Here is a 21,269-nt window from a genome sequence, read left to right as displayed (position 1 = left end):
ACCATTCCATGTCGTTCTCCTCCTCTTCTCTTAGAGGGAGGGGCTAGAGTGGCGCCGCTGAATTCCTGCCGAAACGCCGAACGGTTTGTGTAGGCGTGGCGGGGTAAGCGCCTCCCCCTTGCGGGGAGGGGTTTGAGGAGGGTTTTCAAACCTGAGCCCTCTCGTGAAAATTCTATACCGGAGCCCCCATGACGTCAGCCGTCCGTTTCCAGAAGGTCTCTCGCCATTTCGGTGCGGTGCGTGCCGTTGATGGCGTCGATCTCGAAATCGCGCCCGGCGAATTCTTCGCCATGCTCGGCCCGTCCGGCTCCGGCAAGACCACCTGCCTGCGGCTGATTGCAGGCTTTGAACAGCCGACATCGGGACATATCGAAATTTTCGGCGAAACCGCCGAGGGCGTTCCGCCCTATCGCCGCAACGTCAATACCGTCTTTCAGGATTACGCGCTCTTCCCGCATCTCAATATTCTCGACAACGTCGCCTATGGGCTGATGGTCAAGGGTGTCGGCAAGGCGGAGCGGATCAGGGAGGCTGAAAAGGCGCTGGAACTGGTGAAATTGCCCGGCTACGGCAGCCGTCGCCCCGGCCAACTCTCCGGCGGCCAGCGCCAGCGTGTGGCGCTCGCCCGCGCCCTCGTCAACAAGCCCCGGGTGCTCCTGCTCGACGAACCGCTCGGCGCACTTGATCTCAAGCTGCGCGAACAGATGCAGGAGGAACTGAAGAGCCTGCAGCGCGCACTCGGCATCACCTTCATCTTCGTCACCCACGATCAGGGTGAGGCCCTTTCCATGGCCGACCGCGTCGCCGTATTCAACGATGGTGGTATCGTTCAGCATGGTACGCCCCAGGACATCTACCGCCGCCCGAAAACACGGTTCGTCGCCGATTTCGTCGGCTCCTCGAATGTGATTTCTCCCGATGCGATGACCGCTCTTGGCGGCGAAAAGCGCTGGGCGAGCCTGCGCCCGGAAGCCATCCGTCTGGCCGGCGACGGCATCGAAGCGAAGGTCGAAAACGCCAGCTTCCTCGGCGCCGCCACACGGCTGACCGTCGATGCGAGAGGATCGCGTCTGCACGTCATGCTGCCGGCCGGCATCGATATCCCCGATATCGGCACCGCCATTCGTCTGACCTGGCAGCCCGATGACGTGCATTACATGGATGATGCGGTATGACGGCTCTGGCGATGACCAAGGCGGAAACCTCGATCCTGCCGCGTCGCGGCGGTTTCTTCGGGCGGCTGTCGGATGCCTTCTGGCGTCACCCGAAACTGCTCCTGTTCCTGATGCTGACCCCGCCGCTGCTCTGGCTCGGCATCATCTATATCGGCTCGCTGATCGCCCTTCTGCTACAGAGTTTCTTCTCGATCGACGACTTCTCGGGGCTGGTGAATTACGAGTTCACCCTCGATACCTATGCCCAGCTCCTGAACCCCGGCAATTTCGACATCATTGTCAGAACCATCCTGATGGCAGCGCTGGTGACGGTAGCTTCTGCGGCCGTTGCCTTTCCGATTGCCTATTACGCCGCCCGTTATGCGCAAGGAAAATGGAAGGCGCTCTTCTATCTCGGCATCATGCTGCCGCTCTGGTCGAGCTATCTCGTCAAGATCTATGCCTGGAAGCTGATCCTCGCCAAGGAAGGCATCCTCACCTGGTTATTCGACAAGCTCCATCTCTCCTGGCTTCTAGACGGCATTCTCGCTCTGCCTGTCGTCGGCGGCAATTCTCTTTCCGTCAGCTATCTCGGCACCTTCATCGTCTTCGTCTATATCTGGCTGCCCTATATGATCCTGCCGACGCAGGCAGCTCTCGAACGTGTGCCCGGCAATCTGATCGAGGCTTCCGCCGATCTCGGCGCCACACCGCACCAGACCTTCCGCACCGTGCTTTTCCCGCTGGCGCTGCCCGGCATCGTCGCCGGTTCGATCTTCACCTTCTCGCTGACGCTCGGCGACTACATCATCCCGCAAATCATCGGCTCGTCCCGCCTGTTCATCGGCCAGGCGGTCTATACGCAGCAGGGAACGGCCGGCAACGTACCGCTCGCGGCCGCCTTCTCCGTCGTGCCGATCGTCATCATGGCGATCTACCTCTGGCTCGCCAAACGCATGGGGGCCTTCGATGCGCTCTGACCGCGGACAGAAATCGCCCTTCATCCTGAAGATCGCTGCAGCCGGCGGCCTGCTCTTTCTGCATCTGCCGATCCTGCTGATCTTCGTCTATGCTTTCACGACCGAGGAGAAGAGCTATCAATGGCCGCCACCCGGCCTGACGCTGCAATGGTTCGGCATCGCCTGGAACCGGCCGGATGTCTGGTCCGCACTTGGCCTATCCCTGCAGGTTGCCTGTATCGCGACTGTCATTGCGCTGATCCTCGGCACGCTCTGCGCCGCCGCCGTCAGCCAGACGAAATTCTTCGGCCGGGAGGCGATCTCGCTGCTCGTCATCCTGCCGATCGCGCTTCCGGGCATCATCACCGGCATCGCGCTCCGCTCCGCCTTCAGCCTGCTCGATATCCCCTTCTCCGTCTGGACGATCGTGCTTGGTCACGCGACCTTCTGCGTCGTGGTCGTCTACAACAATGCCGTCGCCCGCTTTCGCCGCACCTCCGGCTCGCTGATCGAAGCCTCGATGGACCTTGGCGCCGACGGCTTCCAGACCTTCCGCCATGTCATCCTGCCGAATATCGGCACCGCGCTTCTGGCCGGCGGCATGCTCGCCTTCGCCCTGTCCTTCGATGAGGTGATCGTCACCACCTTCACCGGCGGCCAGCAATCCACCCTGCCGATCTGGATGCTCGAAGAGCTGATCCGCCCGCGCCAGCGTCCCGTCACCAACGTGGTCGCCATGGTCGTTGTGCTCGTCACCTTCCTGCCGATCCTGGCAGCCTATTACCTCACACGCGACGGCGACCAGATCGCCGGTGCCGGCAAATAACCCGGAGCGGAATACGGAAAGCGTCAAGCGCTTTCCAGCCCCCATCCCGCTCCACCAACGAATAGGGAGAACGCCCATGGACACGCAAATGCTGATCGGTTCGCGCTTCGAGACCGGCACGGAAACGGAAGAGCACGTTCTGAACCCGAAGACGGGCGAGACGGTGCTGAACCTTCCCGAAGCCTCGCTCGGCCAGATCGATGCCGCCGTGGATGCCGCCGAAAAGGCCTTTGTCGCCTGGTCGCAGACGACACCCTCCGAGCGCTCCGCTTATCTCCTGAAGATAGCCGATGCCATTGAAAAGGATGCCCAGGGCTTTGCCACGCTCGAAGCGCTGAACTGCGGCAAACCAATCAATGCAGTGCTGAATGACGAAATCCCGGCCATTGTCGATTGTTACCGCTTTTTTGCCGGTGCGGTGCGCAATCTGCATGGACCGGTCGCCGGTGAATATCTTCCCGGCCATACGTCGATGATCCGCCGCGACCCGATCGGCATCGTCGGCTCAATCGCACCGTGGAACTACCCGCTGATGATGATGGCCTGGAAGCTGGCGCCGGCGATCGCCGGCGGCAACACGGTCGTCTTCAAGCCGTCCGAACAGACACCGCTGACGGCACTGAAGATGGCAAAGCTGATGTCTGATATCCTTCCCCAAGGCGTGGTTAATGTCATCCTTGGACGCGGTGAGAGCGTCGGCAACGCGCTGATCAACCATCCGAAAATCAATATGGTGTCGATCACCGGCGACATCGCGACCGGCAAGAAAGTGCTTCAGGCAGCCGCCAAGACCGTCAAGCGCACCCATCTGGAACTTGGCGGCAAGGCCCCGGTTATCGTCTTCGACGACGCCGATATCGATGCCGTCGTCGCCGGCATCCGCACCTTCGGTTATTACAATGCCGGTCAGGACTGCACCGCCGCCTGCCGCATCTACGCCGATGCGAAGGTTTACGACAATTTCGTCGCCGACCTGACCTCCGCCGTCTCCAGCATTCGCTTCAATCAGGCCGACGACACCGAGAACGAAATCGGTCCGCTGATCTCCAAGCGCCAGCGCGATCGGGTCGAAAGCTTCGTCACCCGCGCCGCCGAACACAAGCACATGGAGATCACCACCGGTGGCAAGATCTCGGGCGACAGGGGCTTCTTCTTCACGCCGACGGTCGTTGCTGGCGCCACGCAGGAAGATGAAATCGTCCGTCGCGAAGTCTTCGGGCCTGTCGTCTCGGTCACCCGCTTTACCGATGTCGAAGATGCAGTGACCTGGGCGAACGACAGCGATTACGGCCTCGCCTCTTCCGTCTGGACGAAGGATATCGGCCGCGGCATGAAGACCGCTGCCCGCCTTCAGTATGGCTGCACCTGGATCAACACGCATTTCATGTTGGTCAACGAAATGCCGCATGGCGGCCTGAAACAATCAGGCTATGGCAAGGACATGTCTGTCTACGCCCTGGAAGACTATACGGCTGTCCGCCATGTGATGATCAATCACGGATAGTTGAACAAAAGCGTCTTGATCTCTTTCAAAAGTCACTGTCGCCGTCAGTGACTTTTGTCACTTTGTCATAATACAACTGCAGATACTGTTTCTAAACGCGGAATTGCGCGCTCACTCCATAGGGCGCTCCGCGATAAGTGTGATTCTTCATCGAATCAAAGAAATCGGTTGGGCATTACTTATTCATGGCGACGCGCATCGATATCTCCGAGCTCGAAGCAGCCCTGGACGGATTGCTGGAATCCGCACTGGTGCCTGCGAGCTGGGAGCGCACTCTGGAGCAGATCAGTCAGGCCACTGGTTCGGTAGGAACGCATATCATGCCGGTCCGAGGGAAATTCCCCTTCGGCTTCCTGAGCACGCCGAATTTGCTGGACGCTTTCCAGGTCTATTTTTCCGAAGAATGGTACAAACGCGATTTTCGTGAGCGTGGCCTTGCGGTTGCGATGACCAAGGGCGTCATTATCGAACACGACATCGCCAGCGAGGAAGAATTCAAGCACCACAGCTTCTATACCGAATTCCTGGCCCGCTTCGGCTTTCGCTATTCCGCCATGGTGGGCTTCACCGCAGGCGATGCGATGCTGAGCCTCAATCTGCAGCGCCGGATTGAAGACCAGCCTTTCGATCGAGACGACGAGCGATTGCTCATAAAAATGCAGTCGAGACTGACCGCCGCAGCCGAAATCATCCGCGCTCTCGATGTCGCCAAGATCGATAGCATGAGCGAGGCCTTCGAGCTGACCGGCACCGCGGTCATCTTCTTCGACCGGGCTGGGCGCATCACCCGACTGAACCAGCAGGCGGAGAAACTGATCGACGGAAACATCCGTATTCTGGATCGGGAACTCGTTGCCATCAGCCAGGAAGAAACCGGGCTCCTGCGCCGCCACCTGCAGGCGGTTCTTTCGAAAGAGTCTTTCGCCAATCCGGTGGTTTCCACACCCGTCCTGTTTTCGCGTTCGGGAAAGGCGCCGCTGGTGATCCGCGCCCAACGGCTGAACGGAGTGCCGGCCGAACTCTTCTCGCATTCCGCCGCCGTCGCCATCATCACGGATCTTTCCGAGCGCGCCAGCCCAAGCCGAGATCTGCTGCGACAGCTATTCGCACTTACCCCTCAGGAAACGACGGTCGCCCGACTGCTCATGGAAGGTTCGTCGCCGCGCCAGATCGCCGAAATATCCGGACTGACCTATGAGACGACGCGCGGCTACGTGAAAAAGGTTCTCGCCAAAACTGGCACGCAACGCCAGTCCCAGCTCATCTCGCTGCTCTCAAGCTTGAAAATGTAGGTCGGTTTTAGGCCTGGCCACAGAGCGCAAGCAGTTCTGTGCCGCCTCGATATCGATGACGTCCCTTGAAACAGTCAAACGCCTTCGAAAAGCGGTTACCGGCCAAAGCAGTACGACTTTAAGGAACGGCGTTCCATTTTAACGATCTGGAACAAAATCAGCTTTAGCGCGTCTTCTTCCAGCAATCGCAGAGGAAGATAGCCATGTTAAAATGGGCTCTGATATTTCTGGTAATTTCGATCATCGCCGGCTTTTTCGGCTTCTCCGGTATTTCCGCGGCGACCGCGACGATCGCCCGCGTACTCTTCGGCATATTCCTCGTCGTTTTCCTGATTTTCCTTATCCTGGCCTTGATGGCCGGACAGGCGATCTTCTAGCGGCTGGCGCGAGGGCGGGGCTAGCGGCCGCACGTTCGCTAGAGCACCGCTCTGAGCCAGGGATGCAACCCCTTCGTCTGCCGTTTTACCAGATTGTCGATCGACAGCCATCCCGCGCCGGAGACCGCCAGGACGAACATGCCGCCAGCGATTGCCAGATCCTTCTCGAAATGCAGCAGCTCGTTCTGGCTGGCGAAGTTGGTGTGAAACAGAAAGGCCGTCGCAAGGCAGAACAGCCCCAGCGCCGCCGCGCCGAGCCGGGTGAGCAAACCGGCAGCAATGGAAAGGCCGGCGCCGATCTGCAGGGCGATGACGCCAAATGTCACCACTGGAGGCAGGCCGAGCTCAGCAAATGTAGCGAGCGTTGCGGTCATATCTGTCGCGAGTGACGATCCCTCATGCAGGAAAATCAGGGATAGCAGAAGCCTCCCCAGAAGAAGAATGAGATCGGCCAGCCGAGACCAGCCTGCAGCGTTTTCCATCGTACTCTCCTCTTGAAAGAAAGCAGGCGGTAGTGCCGCCTGCTCTTGCCGTTCATGACCGGTCAGTTGCTGCCCTTCGCAGCAATCGCTGTCTGCAGGTCTTTAAGCTCCTCGCAGCCTGCAGGGCAAAGCTGCTTGAGCACGGATACCTGCTCCTCGGCCTTCGCCACGTCGCCGGTCTCGACATAGAGTTCGCCGAGATATTCACGTGCCGCCTTATGATCGGGCTGAAGCTCCAGCGCCTTGGTATAATAGGTCAGCGACATCCGGTAATCGCCGGTCTTGCGCAGGGTGAAACCCATCAGATTATAAACATCTGCCTGCTGATTATCTTCGGCAAGATCGCGAAGCTCCGCGAGCGCACCGGCATAGTCCTTGGCGTCGATCTTGGCGCGCACCGACGTGAGGTCGGGTGCGTCAATCGATTCCATGTTGTCGACGGCGAAGGCTGGAAATGCGGTGACCGCGGAAACACCGGCGGAAATGGCGCAGAACCAGATAAATCCGAGAATGGCATATTTCATCATCGTAAGCTCCTGTCAGCCTTTCAGGCCTGGATTGTGGGAGTGAAGGCATAGGCGCTTCCGTCCTTGACGAAGGTGCCCGAGCCGGGAAATGGGAAATGCGAGCCGCAGATCGCGATATTGTCGGCGATCACGCGATCGATGAGGCGGCGGCGCGTGTCGATGGCCGTCGGCCCATCCTGGTCATAGCTGCCCTGCCATTCGGGATGCGGGGCGAGCAGCGCCGGCACGTACATGATATCGGCGGAGATGAGCAGTTGCTTGTTACCCGAGGTGACGAGGTAGGTTGAATGGCCGGGTGTATGGCCTGGTGATGAAAGCAACCTTATGCCCGGTGCAACCTCGGCTCCGTCATCCACCAGCTTCCAATTCTTCCATTTCGGGAAGACGGCGGCGATGCGCTTGCCGGCCGGCTTGCGCCCCTCTGCAAGCTTCTCGACACGGCCGGGCTCCGTCCACCAGTTATATTCGACGGCGTTGACGATGAGTTCGGCATTCGGGAAGACAGGATTGTTCGTTCCCTTTTCCATCAGCCCCCAGACATGGTCCGGATGGAAATGCGAGATCATGACCGTATCGATCTTCGTGTAGTCGATACCGGCCGCTGCCATATTCGCCGGCAGGTGCGTGGCATTCTCCTGCCACTGACCGACACCGGAACCGGCATCCATCATGATCAGGCGATTGCCGACCTTCAGGACGACCACCGTCAGCGGGATCGGCATGAATTCGGTCGTAAGCCCCGCCTTGGAAAGCGCTTCCTTGGTGTCCTCGATCGAGGCGTTCTTGATGAAGGTTGGATCATGCGGCTTCTTCCAGATGCCGTCATAGATCGCCGTCACCTCGATATCGCCGACCTTGTATTTGTAGAAGCCAATCGTCGGCTCCAGCGGTGTCGCGGCAAATGCCGGCATTACGAATTCGAGCTTCGATGACAGGCCGAATGCAGCCGCAGCAGCAGCCGATCCCAGCACGGCGCGACGTGACATGGTGAACATGAATATGCCTCCTCTTGTTGATGGCATTTTCGAACGGCGAAGACTGCGATTACTCGGATGCCCTCGCTGACGAACTAGATCGCCGACAGCGCGCTGTTATTCCCAGCTCGAATACGATTTTCGGCAAACCATTGGAAATGTGTGCTTATTTTCTCGAAATGCGTCTTTCGCCCCGGCTGCTTGCAAATAAATCGGCATTATCTGGAATAAAATCGCGCGCCGAGCGGTCTAGACTGCAAGGGACTATTGTGACCACGGGTCTCACGTCCCAATCGGCTGCTATTGAGGCAGGGAGGATGATGACAAACGTTCAGATCACCTATCCCGTCGGATCGAACGACTGGATGCTGCTCGTCAGGCAAGTGCCGCGGGCACGCATTCGAACATCGGCGCTGGCGACGCTTTTCGCCGGCGCCGCGCGGCTGTTCCATCTCATGGTCTCGGAGAAATCCGTCAGCGAACGGGTCGCTTCGACGGCCGACAAGGCCGCGCAGCATGAATTCATGCAGCGCTTTCAGCATGTGATGGTTCCGCACCTGGATGCGGCCTATAATTTTGCCCGCTTCCTCAGCCGTGACGCCGAAGCCTCCAGGGATATCGTCCAGGAAGCATTCCTGCGCGCCTATCGCAATTTCGAAACCTATCGCGGCGGCGATCCGCGTTCCTGGCTTTTTGCTATCGTCAGGAACTGCTGCCACGTCTGGCGCCAGCAGGATCGCCGCAAGGCACGTTTCGAGCGCCATCTGGACGATAACGGCAGCACCGATCCCGACGAGGATGAAGGCTATCAGATCGCATCTGAAGAGGATTCTCCCGAGACGACGATGATCCGGCGCAGCGAACAGCAGCGTGTGCGCGCCGTCATCAGCAGGCTTCCGGAAACGATGCGGGAGATTCTTGTTCTGCGCGAGCTCGAAGATCTCTCCTACCGGCAGATCGCTGACATCATCGACGCGCCGATCGGCACCGTGATGTCGCGCCTTGCGAGAGCCCGGCGCGAATTTGCCGACACCTGGGATGCAGGCAACAAGAGCGAGACGGCAGGATGAGCGAAACCCAATCGAAAGGTTGCCCCGAATGGCACATCAGGCTGCACGGTTTTATCGATGGCGAACTTGATTCCGTCCACGCAGCACAGTTCGAGGATCATCTCGCAACCTGCGAAAACTGCCGGGCGGAGATAGAAAGGGTCGGTGCAGTGAGGAAGATCGTTGATCAGGATGGCGTGCGGTGGAAACCGCCTGAGGCCCTGCGTTCGCAAGTGCTGTCCATGCTGTCCTTCGAACAGGCCGCGACAACTTCCGGCCTGCCGACGCAACACCAGCCGCCTCTCTGGCGCCGTACCTTGGACTTCATCCGGCATTGGAGCTTCGTGCCATCTCTGGCGGTGTTGGCGGCGAGCGGCTTCCTGTTCGTCAACGCACCGTCACAGACCCTGCTTCTGCAGGATGAGATCATGGCAAGTCATGTCCGCTCCATGATGGCTGATCATCTGACCGACGTCCTGACCTCGGATCAACATACGGTAAAGCCTTGGTTCAACGGCAAGATCGACTTTTCGCCGCCTGTCAGCGATCTCGCCAAGGACGGCTTCCCGCTGGTCGGCGGGCGCGTCGATTATGTCGGTGGCCGCACTGTCGCCGCCCTCGTCTATAGGCGCCACGGCCACATCATCAACCTGTTCATCTGGCCTGCGGCTTCCGTGGCCCGGACGACGACCGAGCATGACGGCTACAACATGGCGCAATGGTCGGATGGCGGACTGATGTTCTGGGCGATCTCGGATGTCGCTTCAGGCGATCTCGCCGAGTTCGAGAGCTTCTTCCGTTCTGCGGCAAGGCTTTAAAGCAGGCTTGCCCCGACATTGATCGCAAGTGCCAGAATGGTGGTGTTGAACAGGAAGGACAGAAGCGCATGCAGCAGGGTGAGCTTGCGCATTGACGTCGAGGTTACAGCAACATCGGCCGTCTGCGCCGCCACGCCGATCGTGAAGGAGAAATAGAGGAAGTCCCAATAGGCGGGCTCCTCTATGCCGTCAGGGAATTTTAGCCCGTCACCCTTGTCCGGTCCGCCATAAAAATAGTGGGCATAATGAATCGTGAAGAGCGTGTGCAGGAAAAACCAGGAGATCATGATGGTCAAGATTGCCGCAGCCGCGCGCCAGAGCGCGATATTGGCGGGCGCATCCTTGATCGAATGAAGCTCGATCCCAATCCCGGCAATGCTTGCAAGAGCAGCCGCAATCGACAGGAAAAGCAGGAACGTGTCGGAAAAATCGAGATCCGCGGATCTTTTGCGGATGCTCTCGACGGTGGCCCGCAGCATTTTTCGCCAGCTAAGTCCGATGAAAATGATCGCTGAGGCGTTCCAGCCGAACAGGATATTGCTGGCGCTGACCTCTCGCGACGTCAGCAGCAGAAAGACGATGAAACCGCCGAGCACCGCAAGAATGAAGCTTGCATGCTTGTAGCCAAGCGAGATCAGCGAATTTCCGTCATCCTCGTCAGCCACCGTGATCCTCCCGCCTCTATGCCCTTGATATCAACATGAAAAAGGCGCGGATGCCAGCGGCACCCGCGCCTTTCGTCAAACAATGGCTTGGGCGGCCTCAGGCGGCAGCGAGCTGCAGTTCCTTGCGGACCTGGCTGCGCAGCGTGCCGAGATCCTTTGCGAATGCCCTGATACCTTCAGCGAGCTTTTCAGTCGCCATGGCATCTTCGTTCATCATCCAGCGGAAGGTCTTTTCATCGACCGAGATCTTCGGAGCCGGCTTGACCGGTTCCGGCAACAGCTTGCGCTCGAGCTTGCCCTGGTCGTTGGACAGCTCATCGAGCAGGTTCGGAGCAATCGTCAGACGATCGCAACCGGCCAGCGCTTCGATTTCACCCGTGTTGCGGAAGGATGCACCCATGACAACCGTCTTGATGCCGTTTGCCTTGTAATAGTTGTAGATGTCACGAACGGACAGGACGCCCGGATCTTCCTCGGCAGTGAAATCCTTGCCGGTCGACTTCTTGTACCAGTCGAGGATACGGCCGACGAATGGCGAGATCAGGAATACGCCGGCATCGGCGCAAGCAATCGCCTGGGCCTTCGAGAAGAGCAGCGTCAGATTGCAGTCGATACCTTCCTTCTGCAGGACTTCCGCTGCGCGAATGCCTTCCCAGGTGGAAGCGAGCTTGATGAGGATGCGATCCTTCTCGATTCCGCGCTCCTTGTAGGCAGCGATGATGCTGCGTGCCTTCTTCAGCGAAGCTTCGGTATCGAAGGACAGATCGGCGTCGACTTCGGTCGAAACACGGCCGGGAACGAGCTTGACGAGTGCAGCACCTACGGAGATGGCAAGGCGGTCGGCAACGGCTGCCGCCGCAGCATCGGCATCGCCGCCGAGCTTCTTGCCCCAGGCAATCGCTTCCTTCATGTCGTCGGCGAACATGTCGGTGCCGAGCGCCTTGAGAACGATGGACGGATTGGTCGTGCAATCGACCGGCTTCAGACGGGCGACAGCCTGGATATCGCCGGTGTCGGCGACGACGGTTGTGATCTCGCGGAGTTGGTCAAGCTTGGATGTCATGGTCAAAATCCTTTTGAACTTGGGCTGCGAACCGGCGCGAGTTCCGCCCGGCAAAGAGGTGATCTAAGATCAGGTGATTTGCATTTTGCAGGCGAAAAGACGCTCGTCCGTCACGGATGAGTCATAAACGTGAGAGACATTGGCGGTGTTCCCAGCGGCGATGTTCCAAGCGCCGGAAAACGACAAGCGCATCACAAGCGATGCCGCTTGCGGCTGAAAGGCCGATCGTGACTTTCCGCATGCCCGCACATTGTCCTCCTCGGACGGACAAGAACGATGTTATCGACCATGACTATCGCCGCTCTCGCAACGAAAAGTCAAGGACATTTGTGCATTTCAATTGACATAAGTGTCACACCCGGCATTATCGCCGGAACAAAGCCGATGTCGCAATCTTATGCCATCGATGGCAAAGATCTAGGGCGAAATCGGTGCGGGAGGAGATGTGGTCAAGCTGAAACGCGGCACGCATACTGCCTATTCCGAAGCCTCGTCTCTCAGGCTGCGGGCCGCATGGCTTTATTACAATGAGGGCCTGACCCAGAAAGACGTTGCCGAACAACTCGGCATCAGCCGCACCACCGTCATCCGCCTTCTCGACGAGGCGATGAAGCGCAGCGAAGTGCAGATCTGGATCAACGATTCGATCGGCGACTGCATCGAGCTTTCAGTGAAGCTCGAGAGAGCCTATGGGTTGGACGAAGCGATCGTCGTGCCGGAGCCAGCCAATTGCGATGTGAACTCGCTGGCAAAGAATGTCGGTCTGGCGCTCGGCCAATTCCTGTCGGAAGCCATTCCGGACGATTAYACGATCGGCGTCGGCTGGGGCCGCACCATGACGGCTTCTCTCGCAAGCTTCCGGCCGCCACGACGCGACAATTGCAAGATCGTCTCCCTGCTCGGTGGCATCGTCGCAGTCCACCAGACAAACCCTATCGACTACACTTGGCGACTGGCAAACCAGCTCGGCGCCGAGTGCTACATGTTCCTCGCCCCGTTGCTCGTCGATTCGACGGAAACCAAGCGCAACCTCGTCGAAAAATGCGGGCTCGATACGATCTATCGACTGGCGGAAAACCTCGATCTGGCGATCGTCAGCTGCGGCGATATCGGCCCGCATTCGACGTCTCTGTCCGAGGGGTGGATATCGAAGGCCGAACTGCAGCAGCTGATCGACGCTGGCTGCGTTTGCGACACCATGTTCAACTTTCTGGATAAGGACGGCAATTCCGTCGATCACTCGATCAATCAGCGGGTGATGTCGGTGGATCTCGATACGCTGAAGGAAGCGAAACACATCGTATTGTCCTCCGGCGGCGCGCATCGTGCCGTCGCGATCCGCGCAACGATCAAGCGCATCGGCTGTAATACGCTGATCACCGACGAGAGCGCGGCAAAGGCATTGCTGGAACTCGTCGAAGCCGCCTGACGGCTTCGACTGATCCAAACCGCTCAGGCGTGTGCCGATTCCCAGCCAAGCATGGCCCGCTTGCGGGTCAGCCCCCAATGGTAACCGGTTAATGCTCCGTTCTTGCCGAGCGCGCGGTGGCAGGGCACGACGAAGGAAATCGGGTTGGCTCCGACTGCCGCACCAACAGCGCGCATCGCAGTCGGCCGGCCGATGTCCTTGGCAATATCGCTGTAGGTCACGGCTTTGCCGAAGGGGATTTTCAGAAGGCTTTGCCAGACGCTGACCTGGAAATCCGTTCCGATCAGGACAACCCGCAACGGCTGGTCCGACGTCCAACGTCCCGGCTGGAAGATACGTTCGGCATAGGGCACCGTCGCTTGACGGTCCTCCACATATTCCGCATTCGGCCAGCGGCAGGTCATATCTTCAAGACAAGCCGTCTCATCGCCGGAATCGCTGAAGGCGAGGCCCGCAAGGCCGCGGTCCGTCACCATGACGAGAGCCGTGCCGAAGGGGCAATTATGGAACCCGTAACGGATCGTCAGCCCGCCGCCTTTCGCCTTCCATTCGCCCGGAGACATTGCCTCATGGGTCACGAAAAGATCGTGCAGGCGGCTGGGGCCGGACAGGCCGACCTCGATGGAGGTTTCGAGCAGCGGCATCTCTTCCGTGCGCAGCAACCGCTTGGCATGGTCTAGCGTGACGGCCTGCAGGAAGGCCTTGGGAGAGAGGCCGGCCCAACGGGTGAAGGTCTTCTGGAGTTGCGTTGGCGACTGATTCAGCCGCGCGGCAATCACTTCCAGCGAGGGTTGGTCGCGATATTCCTCGCTGATGAATTCGATGACCTGACGGACGGTGTCGTAGTCAGGGCCATCGGGGGTGATATCTGTATCGAGCTTCGCGATCATGTTCATCGTTTTTCTCCTTTATAAAGGAGATAATCAAGGGCGGCCAGCCAAACCACCCGTTTCTTGCGGTATCTCAAATACGCTGCTTTACTGTTGCCAGTGCGGCCTTGAAGGCCTTCGCGAAGCTTTCGCGATCGTCGGGATTGAGGAAGGAGCCGATATCGGTGCGTTTGCCCTCCCCGAAAATATGCATGGAGAGAATGCCGATCTCCTGATGTCGGCGCACGAGAAAGCGCGTCCAGAACGGATTGAAGTGGTGCTCGATCATGCGGCCCGAGGGGGAGAACTTGCGCACCGCAACATCCATGCGCGAAACCGTTACCTCTTCCCGCACCCTGCCGGACCGGTAGTTCAGCCAGAAGGCACCGTATAGCAGCAGGAAATCYAGCCCGAAGAAGAAGCCGATCGGCCAGGCGCCGGTGACGATGAAGAACATGCCGTATATCAAGCAGATGGCACCGGAAATGCCGAGCAGCACCTTGAAACCTTTCCGACCGAGCGAACGGTAGGGAAAGAGTTCGGCTGCGAAAACAGGCTGCTCGTTGCGGCTGTCGGCGTTGCTYTCCATCATGGCCGCCGAGTATAGATTTTCCATGGCGAATCCGAAACTCAAATCCATTACCAAACCGTCGCAAAACCCGAATGTGATCGCCCGCCGCAAGCCGGCGGTGTCGGTCAAGACGGCCTATTCGCTGGCCGAGCGCGCCGAGATCTTCCGCCGTTTCTCCGTCCAGCGGCCGGAGCCGCGCGGTGAACTGGAACACAGCAATCCCTTCACGCTCGTTGTGGCGGTGGCCCTCTCCGCTCAGGCGACAGATGCCGGCGTCAACAAGGCGACCCGCGCACTCTTCAAGATCGCGGATACGCCGCAGAAAATGCTCGATCTCGGCGAGGAGAAAGTCCGCGAGTACATCAAGACGATCGGCCTTTATCGCAACAAGGCGAGGAACGTCATTGCACTCTCGCAGATGCTGGTCGATGAGTTCGGCGGCAAGGTGCCGGAGACACGCGAGGAGTTGGTTCGCCTGCCGGGCGTCGGCCGCAAGACCGCCAACGTCGTACTATCGATGGCCTTCGGCCAGGCAACGATGGCGGTGGACACACACATCTTCCGCATCGCCAATCGCATCAGGCTCGCACCCGGAAAGACGCCCGACGAGGTGGAAGAGCGGCTGATGAAGGTTGTTCCGAAGCACTACCTCTATCATGCCCATCACTGGCTCATCCTGCATGGCCGCTACACCTGCAAGGCCCGGCGCCCGGAATGCGAACACTGCGTGATTGCCGATATCTGCAAGTCGCCTGAGAAGAGCAGCGATATCCCGGCACCGCTGGTGGAGCTACCGCCGCAGGTGATCGGCGAGGCCGTCGAGTAGGGCAGCAATCGCCCTCTCATAATCTTCACGCCTGCCGCCCGCTTCGATGGCGATCACGGCCCGGTCGAAGGCGGCTGACAGCAGAGCCGTCAATGGTGCGAGTAGAGCACCGGCCTGCGGGAGCAGGGTTTCGAGCCCGTCCCGCAATGCGGCTTCTGCATTCTCGGCGTCGATCTGCGTGGCTGCCGGCAGGCCAATGACCGCCGGCGCCTCGAACAGAAGCAGCCGCGTCCGGCCTGCCACTGCCATCGCATCGAAATAGGCTGCCGCACCTGCAAGCAGCGCCGCACGTGGTTCCGTTTCCGGCTTAGCCCGCCTTTCGATCTCTTCGGCGACATCAGCCGCCTCCCTTTCGATCACCGCCCGGAAGAGCGCCTTCTTGTCTTCGAAGTGATGGTAGAGCGCACCGCGCGTCATACCCGCCGCTGCGACGATGTCCGGCGTCGCCGTCTCCGCATATCCCTTCTCGATGAAAAGTCGGCGCGCGGCGTCCATCAGGGTCTGCCTGGTCTGCTCGGTTCTCTCACGATTGCTACGGCTCATGCATCCTATTTACATACAATCTGCTTGTATGTTAAATACAAAAACATACAAACTGTATGTAAAATCTGGAGGAGAAAAAAATGAAATCGACGAGCTTTTATCCCGTCATCATGACGGGTGACGTTGCCGGCACGGCGGCCTTCTACTGCCACCATTTCCGTTTCCAGCCGCTCTTCGAAAGCGATTGGTATGTCCACCTGCAATCGACGGAGGATGAACATGTGACCCTCGCCGTACTCGACGGTAGCCACGAAACCATTCCGGCCGCCAGCCGCGGTAAGATTTCCGGCCTCCTCCTGAATTTCGAAGTCGAGGATGTGGATATGATCTATGCGGCCTGCAAGCAGGCAGGCCTACCGATCCTGCGCGAGATCCGCGACGAGGATTTCGGTCAGCGGCATTTCATCACCGCCGATCCCAACGGCGTGCTGATCGATATCATCAAGCCGATCCCGCCAAGCGCCGAATATGCGGCAATGTACGATGCAACTGCACTTTCCGCTTGAAGCAATTCAAGCAAGACTGGTCAGCGTTTTGCACCCGCAATTGCGTGAAACTAGGCGCGAAAATCAGGATCGCGTGCCGAAACCAGCTTATGCAGATGCACCATCATGCCCGCAGCAAAGAGCGGCGTGAGCAGGTTGACGATCGGGATCGCCAGAAAAAGCGCGATTACCAGACCACCGAGGAAAACGGTCGAACCATGTTTGGTGCGAAACAGCCGCGCCTCAGGCGGTGAACGGAAGCGCATGGCGGCAAACTCGAAGAACTCTCGCCCAAGCAGGTAGCCGTTCACGAGGAAGAAGGCCACGAGATTGACGCCAGGAATGAAGAGCAGGAAAAGCGCGATGATATTTCCGATGATGACGACGCCGAGGAATTTGAGCGAGCTTGCCATCGCCGGGCCAAGTGGCATGGCCTTGCCTGACGCGTCCTTGGGATAATCCCGTTTCTCGATCACCTCGGCGACATCGTCGAGAAAGAGGCCGGCAATCAGCGCCGTAACAGGCGAAAGCAGCAGCGCCAGCCCGAGCGCAAGGCCGATACCGGCAGCGATCAGGAAAACGAAGCTGAGCCAGCCGGCCCAATCAGGCATCTCGGGAAAGAACCCGGCCACCCACGGAAATAAAAAAGTGATGAACAGGCCGCGCAGCGCAAACCACAAGCCGGTCAGCACCAGCACCGTCAATCCCAGAACTTTCCAGAAAACTGACCGGGTCTCAGGCGCAAACAGGTTGGCAAGCGAAAGGCGAGCAGCGTCAAGGATCATTCTCTGGCGTCTCCGTTACGCAGCGTCATGTAGGAAACCTGCGTCCTGCCGGCAAGTCAGTTGAAAATTACATGCATGAATAGAAAACTTGTCGAAAATTATCTGCTAATATATAGTTCGCAATGTTCGATATACGTGTGGGCCTAAGAAGAGCTTCCGGACAATATTAAGAACAGGGATTCGGCTCCTGAATCCACGGAAAGCCTCTGAGGATATGGGGGAGGCTGCGACGTGGAAGACTTTGTAGAGAAGCTTAGGCAATACGTGAAGTCCGGCACGCCCGCCGAACGACGCATCGCGAAATATTTCACGGAACACCTGAACGACCTGCCGTTCGAAACGGCCGCGTCGGTTGCCGACCGACTTGATCTTTCGCCGATGACGGTCGGCCGTTTCCTCCGTGCGCTCGGCTATCAGGGGCTGGACAGCGTCAAGGTGGAGATCCGCGAAACGGCAACGACCTCTCCTGTCCAGTTCCAAAGCTCGATGACGGAGTTGCAGACGGATGCATCGGAGGGCAAGGCACTCGCCGTTCTCGTGGCCGAACAGATACAGGCGCTGCATCACATCTACCATCTGACCGCGCAGCCGCATTGGGGCGAAGCCGTCGCGATGATCGGTGCCGCCAGAGAGGTCTACGTCGCCACCCATGCCAGACTTGCCGGCTTCTCCAATCATTTCTGCCAGCGGCTGACCCAGGCCCGCGACGGCGTGCGTGCGATCGACGGCGCCGGTAACCGCTTCGCAGAGCTTTTCGCCCGTTCCTTCGTCGACGACGCGGTGCTCATCATCATCGATTGCCGGCGCTTCGCCAGGTCACGGCTGCTTGCGCGGACTGCCCGGCGCTACGGCTACAAAGTGATCCTGATCTCCGCTCAGCATGCGGACTGGCTTCCTGAACAGTCGAACGTCGTTCTTGCGTTGCCGCCTGCCCGCGCGCCTGACATGGATAACCTGCCGCCGCTGATCGCCTTGCTCGACTGTCTGTCAGAGGCGGTCATTTTGGGCGCCGGCGAGGAGGCGAGCCAGCGCCGCCGACGGATGGTGGAATTTGCGACTATCCTTGGCGAAGCGGCAAACCGCTGAACTATCCCAAGGCTTCCAGCTCTGCCCGATGACGATACATGGCAAGGAAGCGGCGATAATCGCGGTCGTAAACCGCCTGCTTGTTCCTGTCGGGAAGCCGCTCCGTCCCGCCCGGATACATCGCCTTGCCCGCCGCCGCCAAATCCCTGTGTAAGCCGCAGGCAACTGATGCAGCGATCGCTGTACCGAGCAGTACCGCTTCGTTCATGTCAGGCACGATGACCTTGCAGCCCGTCACATCCGAATAGAGCTCCATCAGAACGGGGTTCTTCACATGCCCGCCGGCCACATGCAGCGTATCCGGCACGTAGCCGTGATCTTTCATCTTTTCGAGGATGTGGCGGATGCCGAGTGCAATCCCGACCGCGGTCCGCCAATAGAGCGCGCAGAGCCCGTCGAAGGACGTATCGAGCGTCAGCCCGCTGACGACGCCGACAGCGTGCGGATCGGCAAGTGGCGACCGGTTGCCATGAAAATCAGGAAGGACGAAAATGCGTGCGCCGAAGGCGTCACCTTCCTGGATTCTAAGTTCAGCGATGCGGGCAACAATTCGCTGATGCAGCGCCGCGGTCGGCTCACCACCGGCCGCATGCATGCGCACGATATGATCGAGCAGCGCACCGGCTGCCGATTGGCCGGCCTCGACGAGCCATGATTGCGGAAACACCGCCTCGTAGTAAGGCCCCCACATTCCCTGGCTCGGCTTTCGCTCGGGGGAAAAAGCGACGACGCAGCTCGACGTCCCGGCAATCAGCGCAAGCTGATGTTCGAGTTTCGCCGGATCGCCTGCATGGCCGCTGAGCGTGCCGAGCGCACCGGCATAGGCATCGATCATTCCGGCCGAGACATGGCAATCGGTGGTCAGGCCCAAGGCTTCGGCAGCCTGGGGCGTCAGCTTACCGATGCTCTTGCCGACTGCCACCGTCTCATCCGGCAGGTGGCCACGCGCCAGTAGATCCTCGAGACCGATCCGCTGCAGGAAATCCTGCCGCCAGCCTTTTTCCTTATGGGCAAGATAGTTCCACTTGGCTGTCAGCGTGCAGCGGGACCGGGCCAGCGAACCGGTCGCCTTCCAGGTCAGGAAGTCGGCGAGATCAAAGAAATAGCCGGCCTTCGCCCAGGTCGCCGGCAGCTTATTCTTGAGCCACATCAGCTTCGGCATTTCCATTTCCGGCGACATGACATTGCCGGAATGTTCGAGCACCTCATGCTTCGTCGCCGTACAGAAATCAGCTTCCTTCAGCGCCCGGTGATCGAGCCAGACGATCGTGTCGAAACGTGTCTCGCCGCCGGTGGAAACGCTGATCTGTCTGCCTTCGGTATCGCGCACCACAAGCGAACAGGTGGCATCGAAGCCGATCGCGCCAACAGCAGCCGCCTCAATACCGGACCGACCCATCGCTGCGCGCACCGCAATGCAGATGGCCGCCCAGATATCCTCGGAATCATGCTCGGCATGGTTCTCGCGCGGTCGATTCATGATGATCGGATGTTCGGCCTTGGCAAGCAGGTGGCCACGCGTGTCAAAGACACCGGCGCGTGCGCTGCCCGTGCCGATATCCACCGCAACCAAATGATCACGCATCAATGCTGAGTCCCGTCCGGCTTTTGTTTGCGGACAAGGTGTATCAATTCCGGCATGGCGTCAAACACCGCTTCGGGCGAAAGACGGTCGAGTTCTTCCCGATATCCGGCGAAGTTGGCATGCGAGCCGCCGGTAAAGGCAAAGACCGTCATGCCCGCTGCTTTTGCTGCGGCAATGCCCGCCGGACTATCCTCGATGACGATGCAGTCGCGCGGCTCGACTTGCATCTTGCTGGCTGCGTAAAGGAAGAGATCGGGAGCCGGCTTGCCGCGTTTGACCATGCTGGCGCTGAAGATATTCGGCAGTTTGGGCAGGAGCCCGGTAACCGAAAGCGAAAGTCTGATCCGCTCGACCTGGCTGGACGAGGCAACGCAGCAGGGAACGCCGAGCGCATCGATCGCATCACCGATACCGGGAATAGGTTTCAGTTCCGTGCGGAAGCGGGCATAAAGATTGATGCGGATGCCTTCGAGGAATTCCTCGCCCGCATGCACGTTGAACTCGGTCTCCAATATGTCGATGAGGGTTGCGAGGCTGCGGCCGAGGAAGCGCTCATAGGCTTCATCCTCGGTGATCGTCACCCCGAGATCGGCCATCGCCTTGACGAGAACGCTGATCGAAATCGGCTCGCTATCGACGAGCACGCCGTCGCAATCGAAGATGATCAGCCGTGGTTCAGCATCAGCCATGGAAGACCCAACCTGAGTTCAGTTCGGACGCAACGGTCCTGCCTTGTCCGCAAGGCCGGGATGGCGGCAGAAACGCCGCCATCGAGATTCCTTACACCGCGAGCTTGCCGTCGAGATAGAGCTGGAGGGTTTCCTTCGTGCCCTTTTCCCACAAGGTTTTGAGCGCATGGGCGAAACGTTTGCGGAAAACGTCTGATTTCGCTGCTTCGCCGAAAATATCGTCGAAGGCGAGGAAGGCTGCCGGATCATCCTTTGCCTTTACCGCCGCCTCATGCAGACGCTCGGCGCTGGCATCGTTGAAGACGATCTCCTTGCCGCTGTCGCTCGTGCCGGCGAAGTAACGGCACCAGAGCGCCGAGACGAGCGCGAGGCCTACGACATCCTTGCCCTGGCGCAGATTGTCGAGGGTCGACGGCAGGATGAATTTCGGCTGACGGTTGGAGCCGTCCTGCGCCAGCCGCGGGATCGTATCGGCGATCTTGGGATTGAGGAAGCGACGCTCGATCAGCTTGAAATAATCCTGCAGCGACGTATCCGGTACCGGCGGTATGATCGGAATGATTTCGTCATTCTCGAGCTTGGCGAGGAAGGCGCGGATCAGGTCGTTTTCCATCGCCTCATGCACGAAATGAATGTCCATCAGCGCGGCAGGATAGGCGATCGCCGCATGGCCGCCGTTGAGGATGCGGATCTTCATGTGCTCATAAGGCG

At 59.2% G+C, this 21,269-nt stretch carries 24 protein-coding genes; 12 read left to right on the top strand and 12 right to left on the bottom strand.

The annotated features are described in order from the left end of the window. Positions 1-188: 188 nt before the first annotated feature. The 6 genes from AC1D35_RS30475 (at position 189) to AC1D35_RS30450 (ending at position 6,112) form a co-directional block, all read left to right on the top strand. Positions 189-1,175: an ABC transporter ATP-binding protein gene (locus tag AC1D35_RS30475; protein WP_113310376.1), complete on the top strand. Its 987-nt coding sequence runs from the start codon at positions 189-191 to the stop codon at positions 1,173-1,175. After that, entirely contained in the window at positions 1,172-2,134 is a 963-nt protein-coding gene (locus tag AC1D35_RS30470; RefSeq protein WP_113310377.1) for an ABC transporter permease, read from the top strand. Before AC1D35_RS30475 ends, AC1D35_RS30470 begins: the two co-directional genes overlap by 4 nt. Continuing rightward, positions 2,124-2,939: an ABC transporter permease gene (locus AC1D35_RS30465; protein WP_113310378.1), complete on the top strand. Its 816-nt coding sequence runs from the start codon at positions 2,124-2,126 to the stop codon at positions 2,937-2,939. The genes AC1D35_RS30470 and AC1D35_RS30465 overlap by 11 nt, the downstream gene beginning before the upstream one ends. A 76-nt stretch (positions 2,940-3,015) precedes the next feature. Further along, on the top strand, positions 3,016-4,443 hold the full coding sequence (locus AC1D35_RS30460; RefSeq protein ID WP_113310379.1) for a gamma-aminobutyraldehyde dehydrogenase: 1,428 nt from the start codon (positions 3,016-3,018) through the stop codon (positions 4,441-4,443). Between the two features lie 185 nt (positions 4,444-4,628). Next, positions 4,629-5,735, top strand: coding sequence for a LuxR C-terminal-related transcriptional regulator (locus tag AC1D35_RS30455; protein WP_113310380.1), 1,107 nt, complete (start codon positions 4,629-4,631; stop codon positions 5,733-5,735). Between the two features lie 203 nt (positions 5,736-5,938). Continuing rightward, positions 5,939-6,112, top strand: a complete 174-nt coding sequence (locus tag AC1D35_RS30450) for a DUF1328 domain-containing protein (protein ID WP_113295964.1) — start codon at positions 5,939-5,941, stop codon at positions 6,110-6,112. A gap of 38 nt (positions 6,113-6,150) precedes the next feature. Here the strand turns inward: AC1D35_RS30450 and AC1D35_RS30445 are convergent, their stop codons facing one another. The 3 genes from AC1D35_RS30445 to AC1D35_RS30435 form a co-directional block, all read right to left on the bottom strand. After that, on the bottom strand, positions 6,151-6,594 hold the full coding sequence (locus AC1D35_RS30445) for a DoxX family protein (protein ID WP_113310381.1): 444 nt from the start codon (positions 6,592-6,594) through the stop codon (positions 6,151-6,153). A gap of 62 nt (positions 6,595-6,656) precedes the next feature. After that, positions 6,657-7,121 carry a tetratricopeptide repeat protein gene (locus AC1D35_RS30440; RefSeq protein WP_477832709.1) on the bottom strand — a complete coding sequence of 155 codons (465 nt, stop codon included), beginning with the start codon at positions 7,119-7,121 and terminating at the stop codon, positions 6,657-6,659. 20 nt (positions 7,122-7,141) lie between these two features. After that, positions 7,142-8,116 (bottom strand): MBL fold metallo-hydrolase, encoded by a 975-nt coding sequence (locus AC1D35_RS30435; protein ID WP_113310382.1) that lies wholly within the window; start codon positions 8,114-8,116, stop codon positions 7,142-7,144. 296 nt (positions 8,117-8,412) lie between these two features. Here AC1D35_RS30435 and AC1D35_RS30430 point away from each other — a divergent pair, with 296 nt between their 5' ends. After that, entirely contained in the window at positions 8,413-9,165 is a 753-nt protein-coding gene (locus tag AC1D35_RS30430; RefSeq protein ID WP_113310383.1) for a sigma-70 family RNA polymerase sigma factor, read from the top strand. Next, entirely contained in the window at positions 9,162-9,962 is an 801-nt protein-coding gene (locus tag AC1D35_RS30425) for an anti-sigma factor family protein (protein WP_113310384.1), read from the top strand. Before AC1D35_RS30430 ends, AC1D35_RS30425 begins: the two co-directional genes overlap by 4 nt. Here AC1D35_RS30425 and AC1D35_RS30420 read toward each other — a convergent pair. Continuing rightward, positions 9,959-10,627, bottom strand: coding sequence for a DUF1345 domain-containing protein (locus AC1D35_RS30420; protein WP_113295959.1), 669 nt, complete (start codon positions 10,625-10,627; stop codon positions 9,959-9,961). The genes AC1D35_RS30425 and AC1D35_RS30420 overlap by 4 nt on opposite strands. 97 nt (positions 10,628-10,724) lie before the next feature. After that, positions 10,725-11,690 (bottom strand): transaldolase, encoded by a 966-nt coding sequence (gene tal, locus AC1D35_RS30415; protein WP_113310412.1) that lies wholly within the window; start codon positions 11,688-11,690, stop codon positions 10,725-10,727. Between the two features lie 445 nt (positions 11,691-12,135). Between tal and AC1D35_RS30410 the strand changes: the two genes are divergently transcribed. Continuing rightward, the gene (locus tag AC1D35_RS30410) at positions 12,136-13,119 is read left to right on the top strand and encodes a sugar-binding transcriptional regulator (RefSeq protein WP_113310385.1); all 984 of its coding nucleotides are present in this window, start codon (positions 12,136-12,138) and stop codon (positions 13,117-13,119) included. Positions 13,120-13,142: 23 nt separating this feature from the next. Here AC1D35_RS30410 and AC1D35_RS30405 read toward each other — a convergent pair whose 3' ends face one another. Beyond that, on the bottom strand, positions 13,143-14,015 hold the full coding sequence (locus AC1D35_RS30405) for a bifunctional helix-turn-helix domain-containing protein/methylated-DNA--[protein]-cysteine S-methyltransferase (RefSeq protein WP_113310386.1): 873 nt from the start codon (positions 14,013-14,015) through the stop codon (positions 13,143-13,145). Positions 14,016-14,082: 67 nt separating this feature from the next. Continuing rightward, complete coding sequence (locus AC1D35_RS30400) at positions 14,083-14,580, bottom strand: DUF2244 domain-containing protein (protein ID WP_113295955.1); 498 nt, start codon at positions 14,578-14,580, stop codon at positions 14,083-14,085. Between the two features lie 22 nt (positions 14,581-14,602). Between AC1D35_RS30400 and nth the strand changes: the two genes are divergently transcribed. Then, the gene (gene nth, locus AC1D35_RS30395) at positions 14,603-15,385 is read left to right on the top strand and encodes an endonuclease III (RefSeq protein WP_113295954.1); all 783 of its coding nucleotides are present in this window, start codon (positions 14,603-14,605) and stop codon (positions 15,383-15,385) included. On the opposite strand, the gene AC1D35_RS30390 is transcribed toward nth, so the two are convergent. Beyond that, entirely contained in the window at positions 15,350-15,928 is a 579-nt protein-coding gene (locus tag AC1D35_RS30390) for a TetR/AcrR family transcriptional regulator (RefSeq protein ID WP_113310387.1), read from the bottom strand. The two genes, nth and AC1D35_RS30390, sit on opposite strands and share 36 nt — an antisense overlap. Before the next feature lie 80 nt (positions 15,929-16,008). Between AC1D35_RS30390 and AC1D35_RS30385 the strand changes: the two genes are divergently transcribed. Next, positions 16,009-16,434 carry a VOC family protein gene (locus tag AC1D35_RS30385; protein WP_113310388.1) on the top strand — a complete coding sequence of 142 codons (426 nt, stop codon included), beginning with the start codon at positions 16,009-16,011 and terminating at the stop codon, positions 16,432-16,434. 50 nt (positions 16,435-16,484) lie between these two features. Here AC1D35_RS30385 and AC1D35_RS30380 read toward each other — a convergent pair whose 3' ends face one another. After that, on the bottom strand, positions 16,485-17,198 hold the full coding sequence (locus AC1D35_RS30380; RefSeq protein ID WP_113310389.1) for a sulfate transporter family protein: 714 nt from the start codon (positions 17,196-17,198) through the stop codon (positions 16,485-16,487). A gap of 231 nt (positions 17,199-17,429) precedes the next feature. On the opposite strand from AC1D35_RS30380, the gene AC1D35_RS30375 reads away from it, so the two are divergent. Then, complete coding sequence (locus AC1D35_RS30375; protein WP_113295950.1) at positions 17,430-18,284, top strand: MurR/RpiR family transcriptional regulator; 855 nt, start codon at positions 17,430-17,432, stop codon at positions 18,282-18,284. Between the two features lies 1 nt (position 18,285). Here the strand turns inward: AC1D35_RS30375 and AC1D35_RS30370 are convergent, their stop codons facing one another. The 3 genes from AC1D35_RS30370 to AC1D35_RS30360 form a co-directional block, all read right to left on the bottom strand. Further along, complete coding sequence (locus tag AC1D35_RS30370; RefSeq protein ID WP_113310390.1) at positions 18,286-19,869, bottom strand: FGGY-family carbohydrate kinase; 1,584 nt, start codon at positions 19,867-19,869, stop codon at positions 18,286-18,288. Further along, positions 19,869-20,558 carry an HAD family hydrolase gene (locus AC1D35_RS30365; RefSeq protein WP_113295948.1) on the bottom strand — a complete coding sequence of 230 codons (690 nt, stop codon included), beginning with the start codon at positions 20,556-20,558 and terminating at the stop codon, positions 19,869-19,871. Before AC1D35_RS30365 ends, AC1D35_RS30370 begins: the two co-directional genes overlap by 1 nt. A 91-nt stretch (positions 20,559-20,649) precedes the next feature. Then, the coding region (locus tag AC1D35_RS30360; RefSeq protein WP_477941585.1) for a mannitol dehydrogenase family protein at positions 20,650-21,269 on the bottom strand (620 nt) is incomplete at its 5' end.

This window comes from Rhizobium sp. P1_E6 (assembly GCF_056405875.1).
Note: the sequence above shows the minus strand (reverse complement) of the source record. Positions and strands in the feature narration are given on the sequence as shown.

Coding starts and splice junctions, on each gene's coding strand:
- AC1D35_RS30405 (WP_113310386.1), bottom strand. CDS start 14,015: ATGAACATGATCGCGAAGCTCGATACAGATATCACCCCCGATGGCCCT.
- AC1D35_RS30380 (WP_113310389.1), bottom strand. CDS start 17,198: ATGATCCTTGACGCTGCTCGCCTTTCGCTTGCCAACCTGTTTGCGCCT.
- AC1D35_RS30430 (WP_113310383.1), top strand. CDS start 8,413: ATGATGACAAACGTTCAGATCACCTATCCCGTCGGATCGAACGACTGG.
- AC1D35_RS30435 (WP_113310382.1), bottom strand. CDS start 8,116: ATGTTCACCATGTCACGTCGCGCCGTGCTGGGATCGGCTGCTGCTGCG.
- AC1D35_RS30450 (WP_113295964.1), top strand. CDS start 5,939: ATGTTAAAATGGGCTCTGATATTTCTGGTAATTTCGATCATCGCCGGC.
- AC1D35_RS30370 (WP_113310390.1), bottom strand. CDS start 19,869: ATGCGTGATCATTTGGTTGCGGTGGATATCGGCACGGGCAGCGCACGC.
- AC1D35_RS30445 (WP_113310381.1), bottom strand. CDS start 6,594: ATGGAAAACGCTGCAGGCTGGTCTCGGCTGGCCGATCTCATTCTTCTT.
- AC1D35_RS30470 (WP_113310377.1), top strand. CDS start 1,172: ATGACGGCTCTGGCGATGACCAAGGCGGAAACCTCGATCCTGCCGCGT.
- AC1D35_RS30390 (WP_113310387.1), bottom strand. CDS start 15,928: ATGAGCCGTAGCAATCGTGAGAGAACCGAGCAGACCAGGCAGACCCTG.
- tal (WP_113310412.1), bottom strand. CDS start 11,690: ATGACATCCAAGCTTGACCAACTCCGCGAGATCACAACCGTCGTCGCC.
- AC1D35_RS30475 (WP_113310376.1), top strand. CDS start 189: ATGACGTCAGCCGTCCGTTTCCAGAAGGTCTCTCGCCATTTCGGTGCG.
- AC1D35_RS30440 (WP_477832709.1), bottom strand. CDS start 7,121: ATGATGAAATATGCCATTCTCGGATTTATCTGGTTCTGCGCCATTTCC.
- AC1D35_RS30385 (WP_113310388.1), top strand. CDS start 16,009: ATGAAATCGACGAGCTTTTATCCCGTCATCATGACGGGTGACGTTGCC.
- AC1D35_RS30425 (WP_113310384.1), top strand. CDS start 9,162: ATGAGCGAAACCCAATCGAAAGGTTGCCCCGAATGGCACATCAGGCTG.
- nth (WP_113295954.1), top strand. CDS start 14,603: ATGGCGAATCCGAAACTCAAATCCATTACCAAACCGTCGCAAAACCCG.
- AC1D35_RS30455 (WP_113310380.1), top strand. CDS start 4,629: ATGGCGACGCGCATCGATATCTCCGAGCTCGAAGCAGCCCTGGACGGA.
- AC1D35_RS30460 (WP_113310379.1), top strand. CDS start 3,016: ATGGACACGCAAATGCTGATCGGTTCGCGCTTCGAGACCGGCACGGAA.
- AC1D35_RS30465 (WP_113310378.1), top strand. CDS start 2,124: ATGCGCTCTGACCGCGGACAGAAATCGCCCTTCATCCTGAAGATCGCT.
- AC1D35_RS30365 (WP_113295948.1), bottom strand. CDS start 20,558: ATGGCTGATGCTGAACCACGGCTGATCATCTTCGATTGCGACGGCGTG.